The sequence below is a fragment of the Paenarthrobacter sp. NyZ202 genome, assembly GCF_049860755.1.
In the GTDB taxonomy this organism is placed as follows: domain Bacteria; phylum Actinomycetota; class Actinomycetes; order Actinomycetales; family Micrococcaceae; genus Arthrobacter.
This window is the reverse complement of sequence record NZ_CP187556.1, coordinates 1-25,411: the sequence shown is the minus strand read 5'-3', so window position 1 is coordinate 25,411 and position 25,411 is coordinate 1. Positions and strand designations below refer to the sequence as shown.

The window sequence follows — 25,411 nt, the reverse complement described above, 5'->3', positions numbered from 1 at the left end:
CCCTGAACGCTAGTGCTGGATCAGAGGGCTGAGCTTCGCGGCACGCTCTGCGGCGCCGTGCATCCCGAGCGACTCGAGCCAGTTGCCCAGCATCTGGTAGCCGCCTTCGGTCAGCACGGATTCAGGGTGGAACTGCACTCCGCAGAGCGGTGCGGTCTTGTGCTGCAAGCCCATGACCACACCATTGGTGGTTTCGGCGGTGATTTCCAGGACGTCCGGGATGGAGTCGCGCACGGCGGCCAGTGAGTGGTAGCGCGTAGCTGTCACCGGGGAAGGCAGTCCGTAGAAAACGCTCTTGCCTTCGTGGCTGACCGGAGAAGTCTTGCCGTGCATCAGCTCCGGCGCGTGGGTCACCACGCCACCGTAAGCCTCGGCGAGGGCCTGATGGCCCAGGCAGACCCCGAACATGGGCTTGCTGGCTTCACCACACCATTTGATGAGGTCGATGCACACGCCGGCTTCAGCGGGCGTTCCGGGGCCGGGGGAGACCAGGACGCCGTCGCGGGCGGCTGCGAGTTCCTTGGCTTCGGCCAGGGTAACGTCGTCGTTGCGGACCACGGTTGTTTCGGCGCCCAGCTCCTGGAGGTAGCCCACCAGGGTGTAGACGAAGCTGTCGTAGTTATCCACGACCAGGATTTTTGTAGTGCTCATGGCTGCTGTACTGCACCAATCGTTGAGTCGGTCAAGGTGGTGAACTGGGAGAACCAGGGGAAGAGGAACTGAACCATCAGGACCAGGGCCACGGCCACCAGCACCACTGATGTCAGTATCCGCACCCACAAGGGGCCGGGCAAATTGCGAAAGATCCAGGCGTACATCCGTTACCCCTTTCCTTGGGCTTGGGCTACTTGGGCGGCTATTTCCGACGGCGGTCCCGCTGAGGAAGGTTGCCAGCTGTCCAACACGGAGTAGGCGATGATTCTTTCCTGCGCGCCAAAGCGGGGATTGCAACTGGTCATGGTCAGGATGCTCTCCTCGGGCGCGGCCCCTGGCTGCGTGGGGACGGGCAGGAGAACATCAGCACGGTTGGGCAGCACGATCTGGTTGTTCCGGAAAACGTAGGTGTAATAGCCGTCGGGTGTCTGGACGTAGATCCTGTCGCCCGGGACCAGGGTGTGGATGCTGTCCAGGACTGCACCGTGGGTCTGGCGGTGTCCTGCTACCGCGAAGTTGCCTTTGGCCCCTGGCATGGAGGTGCCTGCGTAGTGGCCGATTCCCAGGGTGTCCAGGACATCTGCTCCGGTTCCCTCAATGATGGGCCGGGTGTACGTGGCGCCGAAGCGCGGGATGTACATGATGCCGATCGTTTGTCCGTTGGAGGGAGCGGTGCCCACTACGGGTGGTCCGTAGTCCGTGCCCGGGACAGCCGGTTCAACCGGGCCTGTCAGCTCCTGGGCGAAGCTCTTGATCGCCTCTGACTGCTTGGCATCGGCTTCCACATTGGTCCACCACAATTCCCAGCCCACAAACAGCAGCAGGACGATCCCCCCGGTAATCAGGAGCTCGCCGAATATCTGGCTGATTTTGCGGAGGACATCGGAGACACGGAGGCGCGTGGTCGGCTGCCGGCGCCTCTGCCCGGGGGCAGGCGGACGGCTGGCATCGGCCGTCGTCTGCTGGTGCGCCACGGGGTCTCCTTGATCGGTGCGGGCGGCACAGGATGACCCCGAGTTGCGGCTAGACTTGACAGCTAGTAACAACCCGGAACGCCGCGTGGCCGTTGACCGCTGGAATTTTCCTTCCTGCAGGATACCAAGGCCGGCGCATCGGGGGTCCACACCGCCAGCCAAGGAGGCTCCGTGCCCGAGTCCAAGCCCCGCAAGCGGCCTGCCCGTCAGGCCGAGCAGACTTCCGCAGCGCAGCAGTACAAGCCGAACCCCGTGTGGTACAAGGCCGTCATGTTCGGACTGATGATCCTGGGGCTGCTGTGGATCATCACGTTCTACATCACCGAGGGCCGCTTTCCCGTCCAGGACTGGGGTTCCTGGAACATCGTGGCCGGCTTCGGCATCGCGATCGTCGGGTTCCTCATGACCACGCGCTGGCGCTCCTAGGAACCGCACCTCACATTAAGGTGCCCGTGAGCGTCTACAGGGTATGACCACCAGGCACACCACCATGGATTCCCCGTTGGGGCAGTTGACGCTGACTGCCCGCGGGGACTTCCTCACGGGCATCTTCTACGAAGGCCACTGGCACCTGCCCCCACCGGACTACTTTGGTGCTGCAGCACCCGCCGATGACCCCGTTTTCGCGCAAACTGCGGCAGAGCTCAATGAGTATCTTGAAGGCCGCCGCACCGCGTTCGACATTGGATTCAAGACAGCGGGCAATGCCTTCCAGCAAAGGGTGTGGGAGCGGCTCCACCTCATCCCGTTCGGCGAAACCATTACCTATGGGGAACTTGCCGCGGAGTTGGGCGACCCCCACCTGGCCCAGGCAGTGGGTTCAGCAGTGGGCCGCAATCCGGTCAGCATCATCGTTCCATGCCACCGCGTGGTGGGCAGAAACGGGCAGCTGACCGGTTACGCCGGGGGCCTGCGGAACAAGCGTTTCCTCCTGGACCTCGAAGAACCGTCTGCGGCCAAAGAGGGCAAACTCTTCTGATGGCACGCGCGCCGGGGCACCGCAAGCTGCCGTTTGAAGTGATCGTCCAGGAATACGGGGCGTCCGTACTCAGGGTTTGCCGCGCCGTGGTGGGTGCCCAGGAGGCCGACGACGCCTGGTCGGACACTTTCCTCTCTGCCCTGCAGGCGTATGCCAAGCTCCCCCCGGACGCCAACATCGAGGCGTGGCTCGTCACCATCGCGCACCGCAAGTGCGTGGACATCCTCCGGGCCCGTTCCAGGCGGGCTGCGCCCGTCGACCAGCCGCCGGAGCGGCCTTCCGTGCTGGGCATCCCGGGCGGGGGCTACGCGGAACTGCTCGACGCCGTGGGGCAGCTGCCGCCCAAGCAGCGGCAGGCGATTGCCTACCACTTCCTGGCCGGAGTTCCCTACAAGGACATTGCGCTGCTGCTGGGCGGAACACCGGAAGCAGCAAGACGTGCAGCGTCCGACGGCATCAAAGCCCTCCGTGGAACCGTGCAGCGTCCCTTATACACACCGCATGAGCCTGCACCCCCCACCTCCCTCACCGCGAAAGGAGCGCCACGATGACCTTGCCATCATCTTCTCCGGAGTCCCTCCACCAGGACCGAACAGCCGTGGAACACACAGACAGCGCCGGGGTGGCCATGCTGCTCGAACCACTGGACCATCGACTGGAGCCGGCACTTGCCGGGCTTCATGAGCGGCTTGCCCAGGCAGCGCTTGAGACCGGCGACCTAAAGATCGCCTATACCGTGGTCACCTCCCCGGTGGGCAACCTGTTGGTGGCGGCAACGCAACAGGGAATAGTCCGCGTAGCCTTCGAAAACGAAGATCACCAGGCGGTGCTGGAGAAATTGGCCGCAACAGTCAGCCCCAACATCCTTCACGTACCGTCGCAGCTTGCGGAACCTGCCCGGCAATTGACCGAGTACTTCCGCGGGACACGCAGGACCTTTAATCTTCCGCTGGACTTCCGGTTGTCGCGGGGCTTCCGTTTGAACGTCCTTCACCACCTTCCGGAGATTGCCTATGGCCGGACCGAGAGCTACGCGGAAGTGGCTCGTGCAGCAGGGAGCCCGAATGCCGTCCGCGCGGTGGGGACAGCCTGTGCCACCAACCCGATCCCCGTCATCGTCCCGTGCCACAGGGTGGTCAGGACGGACGGCAGCTACGGTGGCTACCTCGGGGGAACCGAGGCCAAACGGACCCTCCTCGCGTTGGAGGCGGCCGCATGAGTGAAGACGCGTTGTTCCCACGGGAGCTGGTGGCACCTGCCGATGACTCACCCTCCGGACCCCGGGAGATAGCTCCCGGGGCAGTCCATGTGCCTGGGTGGCTGACCTTGGAACAGCAACAGTGGATTGTGGCCCGCTTCGAAGAGTGGAGCCAGGGACCAGTACCTTTGCGTGCCGCAACCCTGCCAGGAGGCCGCCGGATGTCCGTGCGGACAGTGTGCCTGGGCTGGCATTGGCAACCGTACCGCTACACGCGGGAAGCAACCGACGTCAATGGCCTGCCCGTCCTGGACTTCCCGGACTGGATGGTGCGGCTGGGAAGGAAGGCGCTGGAGGCCGCGTCTTCCGGGGCAGACCCCTCCCTGTCAGGACTGTCAGCAAAATACACGCCTGATGCCGCGCTGGTGAACTTCTACTCCGACGGCGCAGCCATGGGCATGCACCAGGACAAGGACGAACTGTCTGATGCCCCCGTAGTGTCCTTGAGCATCGGAGACGAGTGTGTTTTCCGCTTTGGGAATACGCTGACCCGGACCAAGCCTTACACCGACGTGCACCTTCGCTCCGGTGATCTTTTCGTCTTCGGTGGACCGTCCCGGTTCGCCTACCACGGGATTCCCAAGGTCCTTCCCGGAACAGCACCGGACGGATGCGGTCTTTCCGGGGGACGGATCAACATCACCATGAGGGTGACCGGCCTGTCCTGAAAGCGTCATCAGAAAATGTCAGGGCCGCGGTGCACAATATCCGCAGGAGCAATGGAGGAGAACTGCGTGACCCCTGGAGAAAACGGCATCATCGTCGGTCCTGACGGCCTGGCGCGTCCACTGTGGGCAGCCGCTGACCCCTTGATGCAGTCGTACTACGACCACGAGTGGGGCATGCCGGTCCGGGACGAGCAGGGGATGTACGAGCGCATCAGTTTGGAGGCATTCCAGGCTGGACTGTCCTGGGCCACCATCCTCCGCAAACGCGATGCTTTCAGGAAAGCTTTCCTGGACTTCCACCCTGAGAGTGTGGCCGCCTTCAACCAGGCCGACGTTGAACGCCTCATGCTGGACGCCGGGATCGTCCGCAACCGCTTGAAGATCAACGCTGCCATCACCAATGCCAAAGCCACCATTGCCCTGCGCGAAGAGGGCGGCCTGGTGGATTTCGTGTGGTCCTTCCAGCCCGCTTCAACTCCCGCCCCCCGGACCGTGGCTGACATACCCACCACGTCACCGGAATCCATTGCCTTGTCCAAGGCGCTGCGCAAGAAGGGGTTTGCTTTCGTGGGACCCACCACCATGTTTGCCCTCATGGAGGCAGTGGGGATCGTGGATACCCACTTGCTGGACAGCCACAGGCGCGGTTCATCCGGAGTGTGGGCCTGAAGCCCTCGGCAGCACAACGCCGCGTGCATGGAGGCCCGGCCCTGTCCACAAAAGTGCGTAACTTTATCCACAGGTGGGGATAAAGTTTGTGGACATCCACGCATCTCAGCACATCTCCCGCGTCCTGACGGTGTCCAGCCACCAAAAGTACCCTGCTGAGAGTTTTACCCAGTGTGCACATCGCTGTGGATAGTGGCCGTGACTTCACGGAAAGTTCACGGTCACAGCATTGCCGGCGTCACCCACTCTGGTTCCTCCCCGCAGAGGATGATCCGCCGCTCCACCCGGAGCGCCAAAGCGTCTCCATGAGACTTACCCACTTAACAACATGCCAGTACCCACAAGTTATCCACAGGTGGGGAAAACCTGTGGCACTTCACTTGAGAGGGCCCGCGGTTGCTGGGATCCGGGGCCCTCGTCACGCCTGAATTACAGTCCTGTAAGTTATTAACAGTGTTGATAAGCCTGTTGAAACCCGGGCTAAGCGTGCGGAATTAACAGTGTTTTCCACAGATGGTGGTCCTGGACCTCACTTGTCCACATTTCCAGCCCCGTAGGGGACAAAGTTATCCACAGATGTGGACTAATTCATGCCTTTGAGGGGATATCTGTCCCCACAGGCCACCTCTGACACCGGGGTCACCTTTAACTACACCTATGTAAGTTACTCACAGTGTGGAAAACTCCTGTGGATAAACGCTAAAGAGACGAAGGGCGGCAGGGACAGTGACAGCCGCCGAAAGAAGGAGTGGAGTGGGCATGGAGAAGGCAGAACTGAAAAAGTCCATTCCCTCCTACACTGCGCCCCGCGGAAAGTTCTCACTCGTCACAGGTGCCGCGGCTGCAGTACCTGATGATTGACGGGCACGGTGATCCCAACAGCTCACAGGGGTATCAGGATGCCCTCAAGACGATCTACCCCGTGGCGTACGCACTCAAGTTCTTCAGCAAGAAGGAACTGGACAGGGATTACGGTGTGATGCCGCTGGAGGGACTCTGGTGGGCGGACTATATGGAGAGTTTCACCAGCGCACGTGACAAATCTCTATGGTCATGGACAGCCATGAACCTGGTCCCGGACTGGATCGGCCAAGACCATCTGGAACGGATCCTTGAGGTGGTTGCGGCCAAAGGGGAAGCGCCATCCTTGGATGCGTTACGACTGGAGCCCTTGGAGGAGGGGCTCTGCGTCCAGACCTTGCACATTGGCCCTTACGATGCCGAGGGGCCGGTGCTGGAGAGTATGCACAACGGGTTCATCCCGGAAAACTCACTCACGATGACCGGCAAACACCATGAGATCTACTTGAGCGACGCCCGCCGCACGGCGCCGGAGAAGCTCAAAACGATCCTCCGCCAGCCCGTGATACCAGCAGCGGGCCAACTGCCCCGGAACCCCGTCGTCCCTGGGGAATAGGCGCTACGCAGCCAGCCTGAATCCGGCAACTACGGCCAGTAGCCCGGCGACCAGGACCAGCCCGCCCGCTTGCAGGAGCGCTTGGTTCTTGCCGCGCGGCGCGTACGCGATGGCGGCAGCAGCAAGGCCACCGGTGATGAGCCCACCCAGGTGTGCCTGCCAGGCGATGCTGGGGACAAAGAAGCCGATCGCACCGTTGATCGCGATCAGGACCCACAGCTGCTTGGTTTCTCCGCCGCGGTGCCTCTGCACCACCAACATGGCGCCGAACAGGCCGAAGATGGCGCCGGAGGCCCCCACGACTCCCACGATCGGACGGTCGGGTGTCAGGAGCAGGAAACCTATGGAACCGCCGATCGCGGACATCAGGTACACAGCGAGGAAGCGGATCCTCCCGAGCAACGGCTCAAGGGCTTGGCCGAAGATCCACAGGGTGTACATGTTCAGGACGATATGGAGCAGGAAGCCCTGCGAATGCAGGAATGCCGCGGTGAGCATGCGCCAGGGCTGGCTCTCCGCGAAGATGTTGGCGAACGCGAAGTTCTGGAAGATGACGTCTCCCGGCAGCACCCACTGGAGGATGAAGACCAGCAGGCACAACCCGATGATCGTGTACGTCACCAAAGGACGCCCCATGGCCAAGGCGCCGCCGTATGCGGACTTGTAGGCCGGCGTCGTACGTTTTTGCTCGTTGACGCAGTCAACGCATTGGAACCCGACGGCGGCCGCCCGCTGGCATTCGGGGCACGCGGGGCGCCCGCAGCGTTGGCACCTCACATAGGAGGGCCGGTCCGGGTGCCTCGGGCACACCGGGATATCAGCGGACGGCTCTGCCGACGGGATTCCGTAGCTCATGGATGCAGGTTAGAGCTGTTCGATGTCGATGCTGTTGATGACGACGTCCTCAACAGGGCGGTCGCCCATACCGGTGCGGACGGCCTCGATCGCGTCCACAACCTTGCGGGATTCCTCGTCCGTGACTTCACCGAAGATGCTGTGCTTGCCGAACAGCCAGTCGGTGTTGACAGTGGTGATGAAGAACTGTGAACCGTTGGTTCCCTTGCCCATCTGGATGCCCGCGTTGGCCATGGCCAGCTTGTAAGGGGCATTGAAGGTCAGCTCGGGGTGGATTTCGTCGTCGAACTTGTAGCCCGGTCCGCCAACACCACGGCCCAGGGGATCGCCGCCCTGGATCATGAAGTCCTTGATGATCCGGTGGAAGATGGTGCCGTTGTACAGCGGCGTACCGGTCTTGTCTTCACCGGTTTCCGGGTGCGTCCAGGACTTTTCACCGGTGGCGAGGCCGACGAAGTTGGCCACGGTCTTGGGGGCGTGGTTACCGAAGAGGTCAACCTTGATGTCGCCCAGGCTCGTGTGGATTGTTGCTTTTGCGGTTGCAATGGTCATGGGGACATTCTTTCATGCAGGGTCAACGCCGGTGGGGCCCGCAAGCCGGTTCCGCGCTGGGTGAAATCCGGGAAGAATCGCGCAGATGAATAGCCGGTGTTCCCCAAGCCACGTAGGCTAGCAACAAACGAGCATGTGTATCGGGAGGTAGTTGTGAAGAAATCAGACCGTATTGCCCGCGACATTGAACACTCCGTGGTGGTTGGTGTGGATAACGCCCGCGACTGGGCGGCGCCCCGCGTTGAAGCTGCCGTCAACTGGGCTGTTCCCCGCATCCAGCACGGCATTGACACCGCTTCCCCCAAGATCCAGGAGGGCCTGAAGAGCGCAGCCCACAACCTGGCGGACGGCGTTGCGACCGTAACCCCGCGGATCCAGGATGGGTTGGCCCACCTCGCGCCGAAGATCCATGACGCTGTGGAGGATGCGACTCCCAGGATCCAGGAAGCACTGAACAAGGCCACCCCGGCCATCGGCCTCGCGCGGGACAAAGTTGTGGTGGAGTACCTGCCCAAGCTGTCCGAACAGCTCGGCCAGGCCTCGGTGGCAGTCCATCACGTCCTGGAGAACGCTCCGGCGCAGGTGGACGCCGTTGCCCAGAAGCTTGCGGACTCGGGTGTTGTCCACAGTGTGCAGGAACAGGCCCAGGCAACTGGCAAGCACATCAAGGTCGTTGCGGACGAGGCCGGCAAGGCTGTCTCCGCGCAGCTCGGCAAGCAGCAGAAGCCCCGGAAGCGTGGCCTGCTGATCGTCACCGTCATCGCTGCTGCCGTGGCCGCCGGGGTCGCAGCCTGGAAGGCTGCCAAGCCGGTTGAAGATCCATGGAAGACACCGTCGCCCGTGACCCCCACACCGTCAACCACTCCCGTGGCATCGGACACGGCTGCGTCGGATGCCACGGCATCGGCAACCGCCGCCACCGCGGCAGCATCCACTGGTCCGGAGAAGCACGCTGCTGACCTGACGCCGGAGGAAGCTGCAGCCGAGGCCGAGCAGGCCACCAAGGACGCCTTCGCCAACGTGGAGGGCACCGTCGCCACCGACGCCAAGACGGCTGTCAAGAACATCGCCGCAAGCCTGGACAAGGACAAGGGCGCCGAATCCAAGGACTCCGGTCTCTAGGAACGCGCGGCAATCACTGCCGGACAAAACACTGAAGGGATCCCGGAAGGGGTCCCTTCAGTGTTTGCCGGGGCGTCATCCGGCGCTCAGCCTGACGCGGTGTGGCTGGTGTTAGATTTGAAGTGATGTCTGCCGATAGACCCCTCGCGGGTGCCCTCAAGGATGCTCCGGAACCGCCCGGCGTATCAATCGTCATCCCGGCGTATAACGAGGAAAGCGTGATCCGCCAGTGCCTCATCGCGGCCATCTACCAGTCTGTTCCGGCCAATGAGATCATCGTGGTGGATAACCTGTCCACGGACCGGACGGCGCGGATCGTGCGCCAGATGCAGCAGGAGTACCCGGAAAGCCCCATCATCCTGCTGAAGCAGGACACGGTGCAGGGCCTCATTCCTACCCGCAACTTCGGACTGAACAGCGCCACCTCGGACATCGTGGGCCGCATTGATGCCGACTCGGTGCTGGAGCCCGACTGGGTGGAGCAGGTGCAGAAAGCCTTCATGGACCGTCATGTGCAGGCTGCCACCGGCCCGGTGGTCTATTACGACATGCCCATGCGCCGCTTCGGGCTTAAGGCGGACGATAAAATGCGGCAGCTCATGCTGCGCCTGGCCAAGCACCAGTACCACTTCCTGTTCGGCTCCAACATGGCCCTCCGGCGCACCGCCTGGGAAACCATCCGGGACGAAGCCTGCCTGGATGAGAAGGATGAGATGCATGAAGACATCGACCTCTCACTGCACCTGGCTGAACACGACCTCCACATCCAGTACTGTCCGCAGATGGTCTCCGGCATGTCAGCGCGCCGCCTCGAAGATTCGCCGCGGGATTACCGCTACTACGTGACGCGGTTCGACCGCACCTACAAGGCACACAACGTCAAGAAGATGGCCCTGAAGGCACCCATGGTGGTGTTCTTCTCCGTGTACTTCCCGGCCAAGCTGTTGCGCGCAATCCACACGGCCAACGCCGCCCAGGGCGCCAGACGCGTCGGGCTGTAATTACGGACAGCCCGACGGCGGCACGTCAGTCTGTGCCAAGTTCCGCCTCGCGCCGGTGTGCTTCCGCCCGGTCCCGGCGTTGGCCGGCCACCACCACCGTTAGTCCTGCGAGGATCAGCCCCAGGCCCGCGTAAATCCCGGCGGGCAGGGCCTCGGCCAGGAAAACCGCCGCAAGGACGGCAGCGCCGGGGATCTCCAGCAGGATGATCATGGAGACGACCAGCGGGCTCATGGTTGCCAGCAGATGGTTGAACGCCGTATGTCCCACCAGTTGCGCGCAGACGGTGATGGCAAGGATCCCAAGCCAGCCTCCGGCGTCGAACCCTGTCAGTTGCTGGCCGCCCACCAACGCCATGACCGCCACCAAGGCCGCGCACATTCCGTAGCACAGGGCGGTGTACGTCCCGATACCCATGCTCTGCCGCGCCTTTCCGCCGGCCAGCGTGTACAGGCCCGCCAAAGCTCCGCCGGCCAAGGCCAGGATGTCGCCCAGCAGCGCTTCCGGGGACGAGCCCATGTCGAATCCCGTAATGGCCACGACACCGGCGAAGGCGATGCCGAGGCCCGCCAGCACAGGCCAGCGGTGACGGGTGCCGCGGAACAGTTGGAAGACGGCAATCCATGCCGACTGCAGACAGACAAGTGCCGTGGCGGCCGCGACCGACGTCAGCTGGAGCGCCGTGATGAAGCAGGCAAAGTGGAATGCCAGTGCCACGGCCGCAACAACGGACCAGCCCAGCTCGCGGCGCGTGATCTGCGCAAACTGCCTTGGCTCCTTGATGGCCACCGGCGCCGCCATGATGACGGCCGCAAGAGCGTTCCGCCAGAACGCGATGGCCAGTGCCGTCACGGAGGTAGCGCCGAGGGTACCTGCGATCAGGGGCCCGGACGACGCAACGCCCAGCACACCCAGCGCGGCAATGAGGAGGTTCACGCAACAACTCTAGTTTGGCGCGACGCTCGTCCCGCCCCTATCCAGCACCATCGGGGTGTGATTGTCTTGACACATCGTTCCAGTGAGCCGGAGACGGCATACCCAAGGGGATACCCGATTTGAACGCAGCACCTGCCGGCGCTGGCACCAGGCGGAGGCGATCCCTGCTGATCGTTGCCGCGGCTTTCGCGATGGCATTGGTGGTTGTGGTGGCGTGGATCACAGTTGCCCGTGATGGCGGGGATCCCCGGGGGGAGGACCGGAAAGGCATACCGGCCGTCCATCCGATGCCCCAGGATGTCAGGTCCGGAAACGGCACTGTTCCCTTGAACGGGCGGGTCTACATTGTGGCCGCGCCGGGAACGGACCCGGCGTCAATCAGCGTCATCCAGGACCTTGTGGCAGATGCCGGGGGTATGTCCGAACCCGGGGCCGCCACCGGGAGTCCGGAGGAGGGTTCCTCGGAAGTCCACCTCGGGACTGATGAGGCTGCGGGCACGCTGCTGAAGGACGTGGCGGGAGGGAACCCCGAAACCGTGCAGGACGCCCTGGAGCGCCCGGAAGGTTACGCGATCGCCACCGGAGAGCGGGAGGGGATCCCGACGGCGGTACTCGCCGCGAGCGACGGTGACGGGCTGTTCCATGCCGTGCAGACCCTCCGCCAGCTCGTGAAAGACGGTGCGGTGGCCAGCGTACGGATCAGCGACTGGCCGCTGATGGAAACCCGCGGCGTGATCGAGGGGTTCTACGGCACTCCCTGGTCGCACCAGGCGCGCCTTGATGTCATAGCGTTCGCGGGCCGCCAAAAGATGAACACTTACATCTATTCACCCAAGGACGATCCCTTGCTGCGGGACAAATGGCGGGAGTTGTACACGGACGAGGAGCTGGCGGAGCTGCAGGAGCTCATCGCCACGGCCACCGCCAACCATGTCGGCTTCAGCTACGCCCTGTCGCCCGGAATCGACATTTGCTATTCGCGTCCCTCCGATCTTGAGGACGCGCTGGCAAAACTTGAGTCCTTGTATTCGCTGGGGGTCAGGTCCTTTGTCATTCCGCTGGATGACATTGCCACCCGCGTGCAGTGTGCGGGGGACCTGGAGGAATTCGGCGCGGGACAGGCCAACCTGGCCAGGGCCCAGGCCCGGTTCCTTAACCGGGTGAATGAACAATTCAGTGCGGCCAAGGAGGGCCTCCAGCCATTGGAAACGGTCCCCACTTTCTATAACGGCTCGGCAAGCAATGCCTACAAGGAAGTGCTGGGCGAATCGCTTGATCCCTCGATCGTGGTGCAGTGGACCGGCGAGGACGTCGTCTCCCACCGCATCACCGCACAGTCCGCACGGGACGCCAGCCGCACCTACGGGACTGCCGGCACACCCCGTGCCCTGGTGGTCTGGGACAACTACCCGGTCAACGACTTTTCCCAGGACCACCTCTTCATGGCTCCCGTCGTTGGCCGTGATGCCACATTGCACCAAACCGTCCGCGGGATGGTCACCAACCCCATGATCCAGCCGTATCTGTCCCTCCCGGCAGTCTTCACGTACGCGGACTTCACCTGGAACGGACCGGCCTACGATCCCAAGGATTCCATGGACGCTGCCTTGGACCTCCTGGCCGGGCCGGACCCTGAGGTGCGCTCGGCAGTCCGCGCCTTCGCTGACCTGAACCAGGAGTGGCAGGATGATCCGCTGACACCGTCAGCTCCACAGCTGCGGGCCGATATTGAGCGGTTTTGGTCGGATTACGACGCCGGCAGGTCACCTTCAGGGGATCTCCTCGCCAGGGCGCGGCTACTGCAGCGGCTGCCCGAGCTGCTGCAACGGATGGCGGTCCCCGGGTTCGCATCCGATGCCTCGCACTGGAGTACCGCGGCCGCTGAGTATGGCCGCGGTGTGGAAGACGCCCTCGAGATGCTGGAGGCCTCCGCACGGAACGATTCAGCAGGAGTGGCTGAGGGCCGGCGGAACGTAGAGCGGGCACTGACGGCTGCCGGCGCAAGAACCCAGCCCACCCTGGAACTGGGCGTGGTCACCCCGATCCTGGGAGACAGCGAACTGAAGACTTTCCTCGAACGGGCACTCGAAACCCTCCCACCCAACTAGGTCGCAGCTGTGCGCGTTTTGAGCCCCCAAAACGCGCACAACTGCGACTTAGTTGGGTGCCGGGGGGACATCGGGGAATGGGTTAAACGAAAAAGTCCCGGCCATTCCTGGCCGGGACTTTCCTTATGGTGGAGGCAAGGGGACTCGAACCCCTAACCCCCTGCTTGCAAAGCAGGTGCGCTACCAATTGCGCCATGCCCCCATAAGAAGCAACCCGTCCATCATACCCCATGCCCGAGCTGGTCAAGACCAGTTGGTGCCGGGATCCATTGCTAGTCAACCTTGTCGGTGGACTTGCTCCAGACTTCTTTCCGGGCTTCGGATTCCTGGGCCTTTTTGTAGACCAGGACACCTGCGATTGCCGCTGCTACTGCTACCAGCAACTTCTTCACAAGTACCTCATTCCGTTCAGTTTCCTGAACCTGTTAGGTTCCGTGGGCGTACCAGGACTTGAACCTGGGACCTCTTCGTTATCAGCGAAGCGCTCTAACCGCCTGAGCTATACGCCCCGATGCCTCATCGGGCCGAGATATGACTGTACAGCACATCCCGGCCCGATCTCAAATCGAGGCTTTCGTCCCGCTGCTTTCCGCCGTTTTTCGGCGGATTTTCGCGGTTTTTTGCTAGTCGTCGGTCAGCGTCACGCCGATGCCGCCCACCAACGTTGCCGAAATGTTATAGAGCACTGCGGAGAGCATGGAGAGGGCGGTCAGCAGGACCACGTTTACCACGGCGATGATCGTCGCAAAGGATGCCACCTGGCCCAGGGATGCGATCTTCTTCAGCTCGAAACCGCTGCCTTCGGAGCCCGCCAAGGTGCCCAGCAGGCTGTCCACCTGGTTGAAGATGCCTGTGAGATCCAACACGGTCCAGAGAACGATGGCTGCCACCACGGTCACGATCCCGAGTGCCACGGACAGCAGGAACGCCATCTTCAGCACGGACCATGGGTCAACCTTGCTCACCAGCAGGCGTGCGCGGCGGACTTTGGCCTTCGGCGCTGGCTTCACGAGCCCGGGGTTGCCCTGGGCCGGCCTTTGGGCGCCGGCACTGGCCGGACGTTGACCCGGCTGGGTCGGACGCTGGCCGGGTGTGCCTGACGGCCGCTGGCCTGCCGATGCGGGGCGTTGGCCCGGCGCGTTCGCCGGCCGTTGTCCGCTCTCCTGGCCTGCGGTTGGCCGCTGCTGCGGCCGGGCCGGCGTTCCGGTCTGTGCGGTGCCCGAGGGCTGCCGGACCCCGCCGGATACACCCGTGCTCGGCTTGGGATATGAGTCCGAATTGCTCACTCGTTACCTCCGGTGTTGTCTTCGTTCAGCTCCGCGCCCGCATCGGTATCCGGGTCTGCGTCGTCTTCCGTTACTGCCGTCGCGACGCCCTCTGAGGCATCGTTGTCTGCAGCCAACGTTACGTCATCGTCCAGTGCGTCCTCGGATTCTTCGCCTTCCAAGCCGCGTTCGCTGTTGCGGGCAACCTCGATGATGCGGTCGTTCTTGTCGGGCTTGGCGAAGATCACGCCCATGGTGTCACGGCCCTTGGCGGGCACGCCACTGACCGCCGAACGGACCACCTTGCCGCCTTCCATGACCACCAGGACTTCGTCTTCTTCCTGCACGATCAGGGCCCCCACGAGGTCACCCCGGTCTTCGGCAAGCTTGGCCACCTTGATGCCCAGGCCGCCACGGCCCTGCAAGCGGTACTCGTCAACAGCTGTTCGTTTGGCATAGCCACCTTCGGTGACCACAAAGACGAACGAGCCGTCCTGGACGACGTCCGCAGCCAGCAATTCGTCGTCTTCACGGAACTTCATACCGGTCACGCCTGAGGTAGCGCGGCCCATGGGACGCAGAGCGTCATCGGTGGCAGTGAAGCGGATGGACTGGCCCTTCCGGGACACCAGCAGGAGGTCGTCGGTTTCGCTGACCAACTGCGCGGATACGAGCTCGTCTTCATCGCGCAGGTTGATGGCGATAACGCCCGCGGAGCGGTTGGTGTCGTAATCTTCCAGACGCGTCTTTTTGACCAGTCCGTTCTTGGTGGCCAGCACCAGGTAAGGTGCCTGCTGGTAATCACGGAGATCCAGTACCTGGGCAATGTGCTCGTCCGGCTGGAAAGCCAGGAGGTTGGCAACGTGCTGGCCCTTTGCGTCGCGGCCACCTTCGGCGAGCTCGTAGGCCTTGGCACGGTAGACCCGGCCCAGGTTGGTGAAGAACAGCAGCCAGTGGTGGGTGGTGGTGACGAAGAAGTGCTCCACAACATCGTCGCCGCGCAGCTGGGCACCCTTGATGCCCTTCCCGCCGCGTTGCTGGGACCGGTAGTTGTCACTGCGCGTGCGCTTGACGTAGCCCCCGCGCGTAATGGTGACCACCATTTCCTCTTCGGGAATGAGGTCTTCCATGGACATGTCGCCGTCAAAGCCCATGAGGATCTGAGTACGGCGGTCGTCGCCATGCTTGGCAACGATCTCGGCAAGTTCCTCGCTGATGATGCCACGCTGGCGTTCCTCGGAAGCGAGGATCGCGTTGTATTCCTCGATCATGGCTTCGAGCTCCGCATGGCGGTCCTGGATCTTCTGGCGTTCCAGGGCCGCAAGGCGACGCAGCTGCATGTCCAGGATGGCACGCGCCTGGAGTTCATCGATGTCCAGGAGTTCCATCAGGCCTTCGCGTGCGGCGTCCGTGGTGTTGGAAGCGCGGATGAGGGCGATGACCTCGTCCAGCATGTCCAGCGCCTTCAGGAGGGCCCGCAGGATGTGGGCTTCTTCTTCGGCCTTGCGCAGGCGGTACCTGGTGCGGCGCGCAATGACGTCCATCTGGTGCGCCACCCAGTGCCGGATAAACGCATCCAGGCTCAGGGTCCGCGGCACGCCGTCCACAATGGCCAGCATGTTGGCAGAGAAGTTGTCCTGCAGCTGCGTGTGCTTGTACAGGTTGTTGAGGACCACCTTGGCCACGGCATCCCGCTTCAGGACGATCACGAGCCGCTGGCCTGTGCGGCCCGAGGTCTCGTCGCGGAGGTCGGCGATGCCCTGGATCTTGCCGTCCTTGACGAGTTCGGCGATCTTGATGGCCAGGTTGTCCGGGTTGGCCTGGTAGGGAAGCTCCGTAACCACCAGGCAGGTGCGGCCCTGGAGTTCCTCGACGTTGACTACGGCCCGCATGGTGATGGATCCGCGACCGGTCCTGTATGCGTCTTCGATCCCCTTGTGGCCCAGGATGGTGGCACCCGTCGGGAAGTCGGGCCCCTTGATCCGCACCAGGAGTGCTTCAAGGAGTTCCTCGCGGGTGGCGCCGGGATTCTCCAATGCCCACTGCACGCCGTCGGCGACTTCCCGGAGGTTGTGCGGCGGGATATTGGTGGCCATTCCCACGGCAATGCCGGAGGATCCGTTGACCAGCAGGTTGGGGAACCGCGACGGCAGGATGGTGGGTTCCTGGTTCTTGCCGTCGTAGTTGTCCTGGAAGTCGACGGTTTCCTCGTCGATGTCACGGACCATTTCCATGGCCAGCTGGGCCATCTTCGTTTCGGTGTATCGGGGCGCAGCAGCGCCGTCGTTGCCCGGTGATCCAAAGTTTCCCTGGCCCAGGGCAAGCGGGTACCGCATGGTCCAGTCCTGGATGAGACGGACCAGGGCATCGTAGATGGCCATGTCACCGTGGGGGTGGTAGGTGCCCATGACGTCGCCTACCACGCGGGCGCACTTGTTGAAGGCACGGTCCGGGCGGTAGCCGCCGTCGAACATCGCATACAGCACGCGCCGGTGGACCGGCTTCAGGCCATCGCGGACGTCCGGAAGGGCGCGGCCAACAATGACGGCCATGGCGTAGTCAAGGTAGGACCGCTGCATTTCGGTCTGCAGGTCCACCTGTTCGACGCGGTCGGTCAGCAAATCGCCTTCCAAAACCGCATCCGGGACGTCGGTGTTTTCCGCCGGGACTTCGGGAGTTTCGTCACTCATAATGTCATGTTCCGTTTCAGGTATATGTCAGTTCTGGAATATCTCTTGAGCGATGGAGGCCCTAGATATCAAGGAACCTGACGTCCTTGGCGTTCTGCTGGATGAAGTTTCTGCGGGATTCGACGTCTTCGCCCATGAGCACGGAGAAGGTTTGGTCGGCTGCAAGGGCGTCATCCATGGTGACCTGCAGGAGCGTCCTGCGATCCGGGTCCATGGTGGTGTCCCAGAGTTCCGTGTAGTCCATTTCGCCCAAGCCCTTGTAGCGCTGGATGCCGTTGTCCTTGGGCAGGCGCTTGTTCATGGCGGCACCCTTGCGGATGGTCTCGTCACGCTCTCTGTCACTGAAGACGTAGTCGTGCGCGGCGTTCGACCACTTGATCCTGTACAGCGGCGGCTGGGCCAGGTACACATACCCGTTCTCGATCAAGGGCCGCATGTAGCGGAACAGCAACGTCATCAGCAGCGTGGTGATGTGCTGGCCGTCGACATCGGCATCTGCCATGAGGACGATCTTGTGGTACCGCAGCTTGGAGATGTCGAAGTCCTCCCCAATGCCCGTACCGAACGCGGTGATCATCGACTGGACTTCGGCGTTGCCGAGCGCCTTGTCCAGCCGGGCGCGTTCCACGTTCAGGATCTTTCCCCGGAGTGGCAGGATGGCCTGGGTCTCAGGGTTGCGTCCACGCTTGGCGGAACCACCTGCGGAGTCACCCTCCACCAGGTAAACCTCGCACCGCGAAGGATCCTTGGAGGAGCAATCGGACAGCTTCCCTGGCATGCCAAAGGATTCCAGCGGGCTCTTGCGGCGTGCATTGTCACGGGCCTTGCGCGCAGCCATGCGTGCCTGCGCAGCCTGGATGGCCTTGCGGATGACGTCGCGGGCTGGGCCGGGATTGCGTTCCAGCCAGTCACCCAGCTGGTCGGTGACAACGCGCTGCACGAACCCCTTGACTTCGGAGTTGCCCAGCTTGGTCTTGGTCTGGCCCTCGAACTGCGGTTCGGAGAGCTTCACCGAGATCACGGCGGTGAGCCCTTCACGGATGTCATCGCCGGTGAGGTTGTCTTCCTTCTCCTTGATGATGCTCTTCTCGCGCGCGTAGCGGTTGATGAGCGAGGTCATCGCGGCCCGGAACCCCTCTTCGTGGGTACCGCCCTCATGGGTGTTGATGGTGTTCGCGTAGGTGTGGACGCTCTCCGAGTAGGCGGTGGTCCACTGCATGGCGACCTCGACGGCGATGTGCCGCTCAGTGTCTTCGGTTTCGAAGGCGATGACGTCCTCGTGGACGATTTCCACCTTCTTGCTGGAGTTCAGGTGCTTGACGTAATCCAGGAGGCCGTCCGGGTATTCGTACACCACGGTGCGGTGCTCGGCAGCCACTTCGCCCTCGGTGGCAACGGCATCGAGGTCCAGGTCATCATCGCCTTCACCGGCAACGGGACGCTCGTCCGTCAGGGTAATCTTCAGGCCCTTGTTCAGGAACGCCATCTGCTGGAACCGGGCACGGAGAGTCTCGAAGTCGAACTCGGTGGTTTCAAAGATCGAGCCGTCAGGGTAGAACGTCTGGGACGTCCCGGTTTCCCCGGTGGCTTCTCCCTTGACGAGTTCGCCCTGGGGCTTGCCGCCGTCGGCGAATGACATGCGCCAGACATGGCCTTGGCGGCGCACCTCCGTGTTGACCCGGCGGGACAGGGCGTTGACAACGGAGATGCCCACGCCGTGAAGACCGCCGGATACGGCGTACCCGCCGCCGCCGAACTTGCCGCCGGCGTGCAGGATGGTCATGACCACCTCGACCGTGGGCTTGCCTTCGGTGGGGTGGATGTCCACGGGGATACCGCGGCCGTCGTCCACGACCTTGACTCCGCCGTCGGCCTGGAGGGTCACCTCGATGTGGCTGCAGAAGCCGGCCAGGGCCTCGTCGACTGAGTTGTCCACGACTTCATACACCAGGTGGTGGAGGCCGCGGGGCCCGGTGGAACCGATGTACATGCCGGGACGCTTGCGGACGGCCTCGAGGCCTTCCAGCACGGTGATGTCGCTGGCGCCATACTCCCTTGGGGTTTCCGCAGGGGCGTCGGGGCTGGTAACAGTCTCCTCCGCGGGCTCTACTGCCAAGGTCTCTGCATTGTCGTTAGCCACAGGCGCTTTCGACTCCTCTGTACTCGATGACGGTCGTCCCCGGATCAGGCAGCGGCGAACCGCAGCCGTCAAAGGGCACGTGACTGATTGCGCCGTTTACTGCGACAGAGGGGGTCCCGGATGGCACGGAACTGCATACAGGACCCCAACGGACGTTTCACCGGCGCTCAGTGATCTAGGGCAATTCTATCGTGGAAACCGCCGGATCCCTGCAAATATGGAGGCAGCCGAGAGCTGAATATGCCCGTGGGAGGCCACTGGCCCTATCTGAAACGGCCCTGCGTGGGTGCCGATGGGGGCCTATACGGTCCGGGGGCCTTGAATCGCCCTGCACGCCGTTCAGCCGTACGTGTCCCTGGGTCCACGACCATTGACGCTGCGGCCACCCTTGCGCCAGTTCGGTGCCGAGGGTCCCAGCACCTGAATGCTGGTGACCACACCCTCACCGAGCTCATTCCGGAACTTCCCGAGGAGGCTGGAACTGAGCAACCTCAACTGCGTGGCCCAGGCTGTCGAGTCGCACCGGACATGCAACGTGGTATCCGTAAAGCTCTCAGGCGTACAGTGGGCGGAAATTTCCGGTCCAACCAAGGCGTCCCACTCCGCCATGACCGAGCCCACCGCAACGGGCGAGGTCCAGCCGCGTTCGGCGACCAGCCTGCCCACCACCTTCCCGAGGCCCAAAGGATCCCGTCCAGTGCCATGGAACTGGCTGAAACCACGGGTGTCGCGTACTCCCTTGCGGTTGGCTGCCTGGCCCGGCCTCGGCGCACGCTGGCGCACTTCGCCCCGCGCGGCCGCAGCTTCCCGCACGCGGTTCAGCGCAGCCTGCGCGGCATCGATCTCATCCGGTTCACGGCCGGGTTGGAGTCCGTCGGGACTACCCTTCGCCATCGATGCCTCCCGGAACAACGGTTACGCGCCGTCCGGCCAGCTCCTCGGGGATATCGGCGTCGACGGCGGCTGTCACCAGTACCTGTTCGGCACCGGCCACTATTGCAGCCAGTTTACGACGGCGTTGGACATCGAGTTCAGCGAAAACATCGTCCAGGATCAGGATTGGTGCCGTGCCGCCGGTGCGGGCGTCATCAAGCATGACGTAGTACGACGCCAGACGCAGCGACAGACACATTGACCACGTTTCGCCGTGTGAGGCGTACCCCTTGGCAGGTGCTTGTCCGAGGACCAGTTCAAGTTCGTCCCGGTGTGGGCCCACCAACGAAATTCCGCGTTCCAGTTCCTTCTTGCGGGACGCTGCAAAGGCTTGGATGTAACGCTCGGTGAGCTGTTCGACGGACAGCACCCGGAGGTCCTCGTACGACGCCGGAGGTTCCGTCGCGCGGTCGGCCGGACCGCCGTCGTCGTCAAGGACGCCCTGGATGGTTGAGCGGTAGACCGCGCCGGCCTCTTTGGACCCGTCCGTCAGTTGGGCGTAGGCGCTGTTGAGGTGCGGACGAAGCCGCTCCACGAGCTCCAGCCGGGCATGAAGAAGTTCCGCTCCGGCCCGCGCCATATGTTGGTCCCACACATCCAGGGTGGCTTCATGCCCTGCTGTGAACTTGCCCGTGCGGGCGGATTTCAACAAGGCATTTCGCTGCTTGAGGACCCTGTCGTAGTCACTTCGGGTGGCGGCGTGGCGCGGAACGAGGCTGACCAGGAGCTCATCGAGGAAACGTCGCCGATTGGAAGGATCGCCCTTTACCAGTGCCAGGTCTTCCGGCGCGAAGAGTACGGTCTGGCATATGCCCAGGATGTCCCGGGCCCGCACCGGGTTCCCCCGGTTGATCCGGCCCCGGTTGGCCCGGCCTGCGTTGATTTCGAGCTCGATGATGGTTGATTGTTCGCCCCGGACCAAGCGGGCACGGATCAGGGCCCGTTCGGTGCCGAAGCGAAGCAGTGGCGCGTCCGTGCTGACCCTGTGGGAACTCAGCGTCGCCAGGTAGCCGATGGCTTCCATGAGGTTGGTCTTGCCGATCCCGTTGGACCCCACCAGGACCGTCACCCCGGGGCCAAGCTTCAGATCAACCTGGGCATAACTGCGGAAGTCCGTCAGTGAAAGATGTTCTAGGTACACGCCGTCAGCAGGGCTCCTGCAGCCTAGTTGGCTGGACGGGTGGCGTGTCCGCCGAACTGGTGGCGCAGGGCGGAAACCATCTTCATGGCCGGTGAAACGTCTTCACGGGAAGCAAAGCGCGCAAAGAGGGCAGCCGTGATGGCCGGAGCCGGGACCGCGTTGGCGATCGCTTCTTCCACAGTCCAGCGGCCTTCCCCGGAATCTTCCACGTAGTCGTCGATCGAGGCCAGGCCGGGGTCTTCGTCCAGTGCCTTGACCATCAGGTCCAGCAGCCAGGAACGGACAACCGTGCCTTTTTGCCATGCACGGAACGTGCCGGGAAGATCCTTGACGATGTCCTTGGCCGCAAGGAGCTCGTAACCCTCGGCGTAGGCCTGCATCAGACCGTACTCGATACCGTTGTGGACCATCTTGGCGTAATGGCCGGCGCCGACTCCACCGACATGGACGAAGCTGTCGGCCCGTTCACCTTCGGGCCGCAGCGCATCGAAGACAGGCATGGCGAATTCAATGTCTTCTTCGGCGCCGCCGGCCATGAGGCCGTAACCGTTCTGCAGGCCCCAGACACCACCGGAGACGCCGCAATCGACGAACCGGATGCCCTTTCCGGCGAGGACGGCGCCATGCTTTTGGTCCTCAGTGAACCGGGAGTTGCCGCCGTCGATCACCAGATCGCCTTCGGCGAGTTTTTCGCCGAGTTCGGTGACCACGGCATCGGTGACGGCTCCGGCGGGAACCATGACCCAGACCAAGCGAGGGGTGGGAAGGGCAGCGATGAGTTCGTCCACCGAGGCGACGTCGGTGACGTCCGGGTTCCGGTCATAGCCGGTGACTTCGATGCCGCCGTTCCGCATGCGTTCACGCATGTTGAAGCCCATCTTGCCAAGGCCGATCAGTCCGATGTGCACAGTGTGAACTCTTTTCTGCGAAGGGTGCCGGGCTAGTTGGGAAGTCGGACGGGCATCACCAGGTAGCGGTAATCGTCCTGGTCTTCGCCGTCTGCCTCCGCCTGCGCGGTGATCATGGCGGGCTTGGGAGCTGTGGTGAACGAAAAGCGGACGAACTTGGTCTCGATGACGCTGAGGCCTTCGACCAGGTAGTGGGGGTTGAAGGCCACTGTGATGTCATCACCGGAAAGCTGGGCTTCCAGTTCTTCCGAAGCCTGGGCGTCCTCGCCGGTTCCGGCGTCGAGGTTCAGGAGCCCCTGGGTGAAGGCAAGCCGCACCGGGGTGTTGCGTTCGGCAACAAGCGACACACGGCGAACAGCCTCCACGAGTTCCTGCGTCTGCACCGTGGCATGGATGGGCGTGGATTCGGGGAACAGGGAGCGGATCTTGGGGTAGTCGCCATCCACCAGGAGCGACGTGGTGGTGCGTCCGCCGCTCTCGAACCCAATGAGCCTGCTGTCGTCGTCAGCAAGGGCCAGGTTGATGTCACCACTGCCGCCCAGGGTCTTGGCGACCTCGTTCAGGGTCTTGGATTTCACCAGTGCGCTGGTGGAAATACCCGGGGTGACAGGCTTCCAGGGCACTTCACGCATGGCCAAGCGGTACCGGTCGGTGGCGAGCAACGTGATGAGGTCGTCTTCGATCTCCATGCGAACACCGGTAAGGATCGGCAGGGTGTCATCCTTGCTTGCGGCGATGATGACCTGGGAAACAGCCTGGGCGAAGGCATCACCGGGCAACGTTCCGCTGATCGCAGGCAATGCAGGAAGGGCGGGGTACTCGGACTCCGGCATGGTGGCCAAGTGGAAGCTGCTTCGGCGGCAGGTCAAGGTGACTTTGCTGCCGTCGGTCTCTACCTCGACCGGCGCGGAGGGCAGGCTGCGGCAGATGTCGGCCAGAAGGCGCCCGGACACCAGGATGGTGCCTTCAGTGGCGATGTCTGCAGGAATTTCGAGCCTGGCAGAAGTCTCGTAGTCGAAGCTTGAAAGGCTGACTGTTCCGGCTTCCGCCTTGAGGAGGAGGCCCGAGAGTACGGGCACTGGCGGCCGCGGAGACAACGACCGCGCGGTCCATGTAACGGCTTCTGCCAGGACGTCGCGGTCGACTCTGAACTTCACGGAAGGGTGCCGCCTTTCATTGCTGCTGCCATGTAGTGCTGCGGACTTCCTGGTGGGCGCCCGCCAATTCTTCGCGATCCAACCCGGAAACCTGCATGGTCCGCACGCAACGAATGACACAACAGACCCGGGGATGGGAACGCTGCTGACAGCTTAGCCGGAAGATCCGCGATTAACCCATCCCCCACGGGCGCCGCCCCTCATAGGTGGACAGCCGCAGGCTGTCCTTCAGCCTGGCCTTGGGGCCGGCGGGTGTGCGGGAGAACGAGGTTGTTATTTGAGGGATTTCAATTTTTTGGGATTCGTAGTGTTAATAACTGCTGTGGAAACTGTGGATAAGTGGCTCCTGCCGCGCGGTTCCGCGGTTAAGCCCTGTTCACGGCTTGTGCGTTAACTGGGTTTTAAACAGGGTGTGGATGGGGACAACCGGAAGGGGCATTTTTAACGATCCACAGACGGCTTAAGGGTTTTAAGCCCATTAAGCGCGCTTGTCCCCTTAAGAATCCACAGGGTTATCCACATGCGCCTGTTAATAAGGTATGGAGTGCGCGGCGTGATGTGGATTCAGGAGTCCCGTTGCTGCTGCTTGATCCGGTTGGTGAGCTCGGTGACCTGGTTGTAGATCACACGCCGCTCGGCCATGAGTTCGCGGATCTTGCGGTCTGCGTGGATGACGGTGGTGTGGTCCCGGCCGCCGAGCTCCTGTCCGATCTTGGGCAGGGACATGTCCGTGAGTTCGCGGCACAAGTACATGGCGATCTGGCGGGCCGTCACCAAGGTGCGTGTGCGTGACTTGCTGCACAGCTCTTCCATGCTGAGCTTGAAGTAGTCCGCGGTCTGGTCGAGGATCTGCTTGGCCGTGATCTCCTGCGCGCCGTCGTCGGTGATGAGGTCCTTGAGGACCATCTCGGCCAGGGCCACGTCCACGGGCTGCCGGTTCAGGCTGGCGAACGCCGTGACCCTGATGAGGGCGCCTTCGAGTTCACGGATGTTGCTGGAGATCTTTGACGCGATGTACTCCAGGGCGTCGTCCGGCGCGGAAAGTCCTTCGCTCAGGCCCTTTTTGCGGAGAATGGCGATACGGGTTTCAAGTTCCGGCGGCTGGATGTCCGTCAGCAGGCCCCACTCGAAGCGCGAGGTCATGCGGTCCTCAAAGCCGGCAAGCATCTTGGGCGGCTGGTCCGAGGTGATCACAACCTGCTTGTTCGCGTTATGCAGGGCGTTGAACGTGTGGAAGAACTCTTCCTGGGTCCGGTCCTTGCCGGCAAGGAACTGGATGTCGTCGATCAGCAGCACATCCACGTTGCGGTACGTGGTCTTGAAGCTGGTGCCTTCGTCGTCGCGGATGGAGTTGATGAAGTCGTTGGTGAACTCTTCAGAGTTGACATACCGGACGCGGATGCCGCTGTAGAGCCTGCGGGCGTAATGTCCGATCGCGTGGAGCAGGTGGGTCTTGCCCAGTCCGGAGTCACCGTAGATGAACAGCGGGTTGTAGGCCTTGGCCGGTGCCTCCGCCACGGCTACGGCCGCCGCGTGGGCGAAACGGTTCGAGGAACCGATCACGAATGTGTCGAAGATGTATTTCGGGTTGAGCCGGCCGAACTCGTGCGACGTGCTGGGAGGGGTGGGCTGGGGCTTGGGCTCTACCGCCAGGTCCGGTGTGGCGGCAAGTTCGACGGCGGGTTCCGGCTCAGCGTGGACAGGCACCAAATCGGTATCTACGTCGATCGCGCACCGGATGTCGTCAGAGAACACGCTGCGCAGGGCGTCATCCAGCGCGTCCTTGACCTGGGTCTGGAGTACTTCCCGGGTCAGCTCGTTGGGAACGGCCACCAGGAGCGTGGAACCAATAAGGCCCTGTGCCTGGGCCAGGATGACGAAACCGCGCTGACGGGGTGTGACCCGGTCGTCCTGCTCCAGCAGGCTCAGTACCCGACGCCAGGAACTTCCGACAGTATTGGCGTGGTTGGCTTCGTCTACTGTCAT

Annotated in this window: 23 protein-coding genes, 2 tRNA genes and 1 pseudogene; 10 read left to right on the top strand and 16 right to left on the bottom strand. The window is 62.9% G+C overall.

Going from position 1 to position 25,411, the window contains the following annotated elements:
- Positions 1-9: 9 nt before the first annotated feature.
- Positions 10-651: an aminodeoxychorismate/anthranilate synthase component II gene (locus ACPFL9_RS00130; RefSeq protein ID WP_426005031.1), complete on the bottom strand. Its 642-nt coding sequence runs from the start codon at positions 649-651 to the stop codon at positions 10-12.
- Positions 652-821: 170 nt separating this feature from the next.
- On the bottom strand, positions 822-1,628 hold the full coding sequence (locus ACPFL9_RS00125; protein ID WP_426005029.1) for a class E sortase: 807 nt from the start codon (positions 1,626-1,628) through the stop codon (positions 822-824).
- Positions 1,629-1,799: 171 nt separating this feature from the next.
- On the opposite strand from ACPFL9_RS00125, the gene ACPFL9_RS00120 reads away from it, so the two are divergent.
- From ACPFL9_RS00120 to ACPFL9_RS00090, 7 genes and pseudogenes are all read left to right on the top strand, one after another.
- Positions 1,800-2,054 (top strand): cell division protein CrgA, encoded by a 255-nt coding sequence (locus ACPFL9_RS00120; protein WP_426005028.1) that lies wholly within the window; start codon positions 1,800-1,802, stop codon positions 2,052-2,054.
- A 43-nt stretch (positions 2,055-2,097) separates the two neighbouring features.
- Positions 2,098-2,607, top strand: coding sequence for a methylated-DNA--[protein]-cysteine S-methyltransferase (locus ACPFL9_RS00115; protein WP_426005027.1), 510 nt, complete (start codon positions 2,098-2,100; stop codon positions 2,605-2,607).
- Positions 2,607-3,158 (top strand): RNA polymerase sigma factor, encoded by a 552-nt coding sequence (locus tag ACPFL9_RS00110; RefSeq protein WP_426005025.1) that lies wholly within the window; start codon positions 2,607-2,609, stop codon positions 3,156-3,158. Before ACPFL9_RS00115 ends, ACPFL9_RS00110 begins: the two co-directional genes overlap by 1 nt.
- Before the next feature lie 77 nt (positions 3,159-3,235).
- Positions 3,236-3,826 carry a methylated-DNA--[protein]-cysteine S-methyltransferase gene (locus tag ACPFL9_RS00105; RefSeq protein WP_426007631.1) on the top strand — a complete coding sequence of 197 codons (591 nt, stop codon included), beginning with the start codon at positions 3,236-3,238 and terminating at the stop codon, positions 3,824-3,826.
- On the top strand, positions 3,823-4,533 hold the full coding sequence (locus tag ACPFL9_RS00100) for an alpha-ketoglutarate-dependent dioxygenase AlkB family protein (protein ID WP_426005024.1): 711 nt from the start codon (positions 3,823-3,825) through the stop codon (positions 4,531-4,533). Before ACPFL9_RS00105 ends, ACPFL9_RS00100 begins: the two co-directional genes overlap by 4 nt.
- A gap of 51 nt (positions 4,534-4,584) precedes the next feature.
- Positions 4,585-5,202 carry a DNA-3-methyladenine glycosylase I gene (locus tag ACPFL9_RS00095; RefSeq protein WP_426005023.1) on the top strand — a complete coding sequence of 206 codons (618 nt, stop codon included), beginning with the start codon at positions 4,585-4,587 and terminating at the stop codon, positions 5,200-5,202.
- 759 nt (positions 5,203-5,961) lie between these two features.
- Positions 5,962-6,619 (top strand): annotated as a pseudogene (locus tag ACPFL9_RS00090) (GyrI-like domain-containing protein).
- A 3-nt stretch (positions 6,620-6,622) separates the two neighbouring features.
- On the opposite strand, the gene ACPFL9_RS00085 reads toward ACPFL9_RS00090, so the two are convergent.
- Both ACPFL9_RS00085 and ACPFL9_RS00080 read right to left on the bottom strand, forming a co-directional pair.
- Positions 6,623-7,474, bottom strand: a complete 852-nt coding sequence (locus ACPFL9_RS00085) for a rhomboid family intramembrane serine protease (RefSeq protein ID WP_426005022.1) — start codon at positions 7,472-7,474, stop codon at positions 6,623-6,625.
- A 9-nt stretch (positions 7,475-7,483) separates the two neighbouring features.
- Entirely contained in the window at positions 7,484-8,026 is a 543-nt protein-coding gene (locus ACPFL9_RS00080; RefSeq protein WP_426005021.1) for a peptidylprolyl isomerase, read from the bottom strand.
- A 153-nt stretch (positions 8,027-8,179) separates the two neighbouring features.
- Between ACPFL9_RS00080 and ACPFL9_RS00075 the strand changes: the two genes are divergently transcribed.
- Together ACPFL9_RS00075 and ACPFL9_RS00070 are read left to right on the top strand one after the other, a co-directional pair.
- The gene (locus tag ACPFL9_RS00075; RefSeq protein ID WP_426005020.1) at positions 8,180-9,148 is read left to right on the top strand and encodes a hypothetical protein; all 969 of its coding nucleotides are present in this window, start codon (positions 8,180-8,182) and stop codon (positions 9,146-9,148) included.
- Positions 9,149-9,273: 125 nt separating this feature from the next.
- Complete coding sequence (locus tag ACPFL9_RS00070) at positions 9,274-10,149, top strand: glycosyltransferase (RefSeq protein WP_426005018.1); 876 nt, start codon at positions 9,274-9,276, stop codon at positions 10,147-10,149.
- A 25-nt stretch (positions 10,150-10,174) separates the two neighbouring features.
- Here ACPFL9_RS00070 and ACPFL9_RS00065 read toward each other — a convergent pair whose 3' ends face one another.
- The gene (locus ACPFL9_RS00065) at positions 10,175-11,083 is read right to left on the bottom strand and encodes a DMT family transporter (RefSeq protein ID WP_426005016.1); all 909 of its coding nucleotides are present in this window, start codon (positions 11,081-11,083) and stop codon (positions 10,175-10,177) included.
- Between the two features lie 119 nt (positions 11,084-11,202).
- Between ACPFL9_RS00065 and ACPFL9_RS00060 the strand changes: the two genes are divergently transcribed.
- The gene (locus tag ACPFL9_RS00060) at positions 11,203-13,191 is read left to right on the top strand and encodes a beta-N-acetylhexosaminidase family protein (protein WP_426005014.1); all 1,989 of its coding nucleotides are present in this window, start codon (positions 11,203-11,205) and stop codon (positions 13,189-13,191) included.
- A gap of 126 nt (positions 13,192-13,317) precedes the next feature.
- Here ACPFL9_RS00060 and ACPFL9_RS00055 read toward each other — a convergent pair.
- From ACPFL9_RS00055 to dnaA, 11 genes are all read right to left on the bottom strand, one after another.
- Positions 13,318-13,393 (bottom strand) — tRNA-Ala (locus ACPFL9_RS00055).
- A 70-nt stretch (positions 13,394-13,463) separates the two neighbouring features.
- On the bottom strand, positions 13,464-13,583 hold the full coding sequence (locus tag ACPFL9_RS00050) for a DLW-39 family protein (protein ID WP_426005012.1): 120 nt from the start codon (positions 13,581-13,583) through the stop codon (positions 13,464-13,466).
- A gap of 43 nt (positions 13,584-13,626) precedes the next feature.
- Positions 13,627-13,700 (bottom strand) — tRNA-Ile (locus ACPFL9_RS00045).
- A gap of 114 nt (positions 13,701-13,814) precedes the next feature.
- Positions 13,815-14,477: a DUF3566 domain-containing protein gene (locus tag ACPFL9_RS00040; RefSeq protein WP_426005010.1), complete on the bottom strand. Its 663-nt coding sequence runs from the start codon at positions 14,475-14,477 to the stop codon at positions 13,815-13,817.
- Complete coding sequence (gene gyrA, locus ACPFL9_RS00035) at positions 14,474-17,146, bottom strand: DNA gyrase subunit A (RefSeq protein ID WP_426005008.1); 2,673 nt, start codon at positions 17,144-17,146, stop codon at positions 14,474-14,476. Before gyrA ends, ACPFL9_RS00040 begins: the two co-directional genes overlap by 4 nt.
- A 61-nt stretch (positions 17,147-17,207) precedes the next feature.
- Complete coding sequence (gene gyrB / locus ACPFL9_RS00030; protein ID WP_426005007.1) at positions 17,208-19,286, bottom strand: DNA topoisomerase (ATP-hydrolyzing) subunit B; 2,079 nt, start codon at positions 19,284-19,286, stop codon at positions 17,208-17,210.
- 339 nt (positions 19,287-19,625) lie between these two features.
- A complete protein-coding gene (locus ACPFL9_RS00025) occupies positions 19,626-20,180 on the bottom strand; it encodes a DUF721 domain-containing protein (protein ID WP_426005005.1) in 555 nt (184 codons plus the stop codon).
- Complete coding sequence (gene recF, locus ACPFL9_RS00020) at positions 20,167-21,360, bottom strand: DNA replication/repair protein RecF (RefSeq protein WP_426005004.1); 1,194 nt, start codon at positions 21,358-21,360, stop codon at positions 20,167-20,169. Before recF ends, ACPFL9_RS00025 begins: the two co-directional genes overlap by 14 nt.
- A gap of 23 nt (positions 21,361-21,383) precedes the next feature.
- A complete protein-coding gene (gene gnd / locus ACPFL9_RS00015; RefSeq protein ID WP_426005002.1) occupies positions 21,384-22,268 on the bottom strand; it encodes a phosphogluconate dehydrogenase (NAD(+)-dependent, decarboxylating) in 885 nt (294 codons plus the stop codon).
- Positions 22,269-22,300: 32 nt separating this feature from the next.
- The gene (gene dnaN / locus ACPFL9_RS00010; RefSeq protein WP_426005000.1) at positions 22,301-23,425 is read right to left on the bottom strand and encodes a DNA polymerase III subunit beta; all 1,125 of its coding nucleotides are present in this window, start codon (positions 23,423-23,425) and stop codon (positions 22,301-22,303) included.
- Between the two features lie 564 nt (positions 23,426-23,989).
- The gene (gene dnaA / locus ACPFL9_RS00005; protein WP_426004998.1) at positions 23,990-25,411 is read right to left on the bottom strand and encodes a chromosomal replication initiator protein DnaA; all 1,422 of its coding nucleotides are present in this window, start codon (positions 25,409-25,411) and stop codon (positions 23,990-23,992) included.

Bases quoted from the DNA above. Each gene is read 5' to 3' on its own strand.
- ACPFL9_RS00130 (WP_426005031.1), bottom strand. From the start codon at position 651: ATGAGCACTACAAAAATCCTGGTCGTGGATAACTACGACAGCTTCGTC.
- ACPFL9_RS00115 (WP_426005027.1), top strand. From the start codon at position 2,098: ATGACCACCAGGCACACCACCATGGATTCCCCGTTGGGGCAGTTGACG.
- ACPFL9_RS00110 (WP_426005025.1), top strand. From the start codon at position 2,607: ATGGCACGCGCGCCGGGGCACCGCAAGCTGCCGTTTGAAGTGATCGTC.
- ACPFL9_RS00105 (WP_426007631.1), top strand. From the start codon at position 3,236: ATGCTGCTCGAACCACTGGACCATCGACTGGAGCCGGCACTTGCCGGG.
- ACPFL9_RS00100 (WP_426005024.1), top strand. From the start codon at position 3,823: ATGAGTGAAGACGCGTTGTTCCCACGGGAGCTGGTGGCACCTGCCGAT.
- ACPFL9_RS00095 (WP_426005023.1), top strand. From the start codon at position 4,585: ATGGAGGAGAACTGCGTGACCCCTGGAGAAAACGGCATCATCGTCGGT.
- ACPFL9_RS00085 (WP_426005022.1), bottom strand. From the start codon at position 7,474: ATGAGCTACGGAATCCCGTCGGCAGAGCCGTCCGCTGATATCCCGGTG.
- ACPFL9_RS00080 (WP_426005021.1), bottom strand. From the start codon at position 8,026: ATGACCATTGCAACCGCAAAAGCAACAATCCACACGAGCCTGGGCGAC.
- ACPFL9_RS00070 (WP_426005018.1), top strand. From the start codon at position 9,274: ATGTCTGCCGATAGACCCCTCGCGGGTGCCCTCAAGGATGCTCCGGAA.
- gyrA (WP_426005008.1), bottom strand. From the start codon at position 17,146: ATGAGTGACGAAACTCCCGAAGTCCCGGCGGAAAACACCGACGTCCCG.
- ACPFL9_RS00025 (WP_426005005.1), bottom strand. From the start codon at position 20,180: ATGGCGAAGGGTAGTCCCGACGGACTCCAACCCGGCCGTGAACCGGAT.
- dnaA (WP_426004998.1), bottom strand. From the start codon at position 25,411: ATGACAGTAGACGAAGCCAACCACGCCAATACTGTCGGAAGTTCCTGG.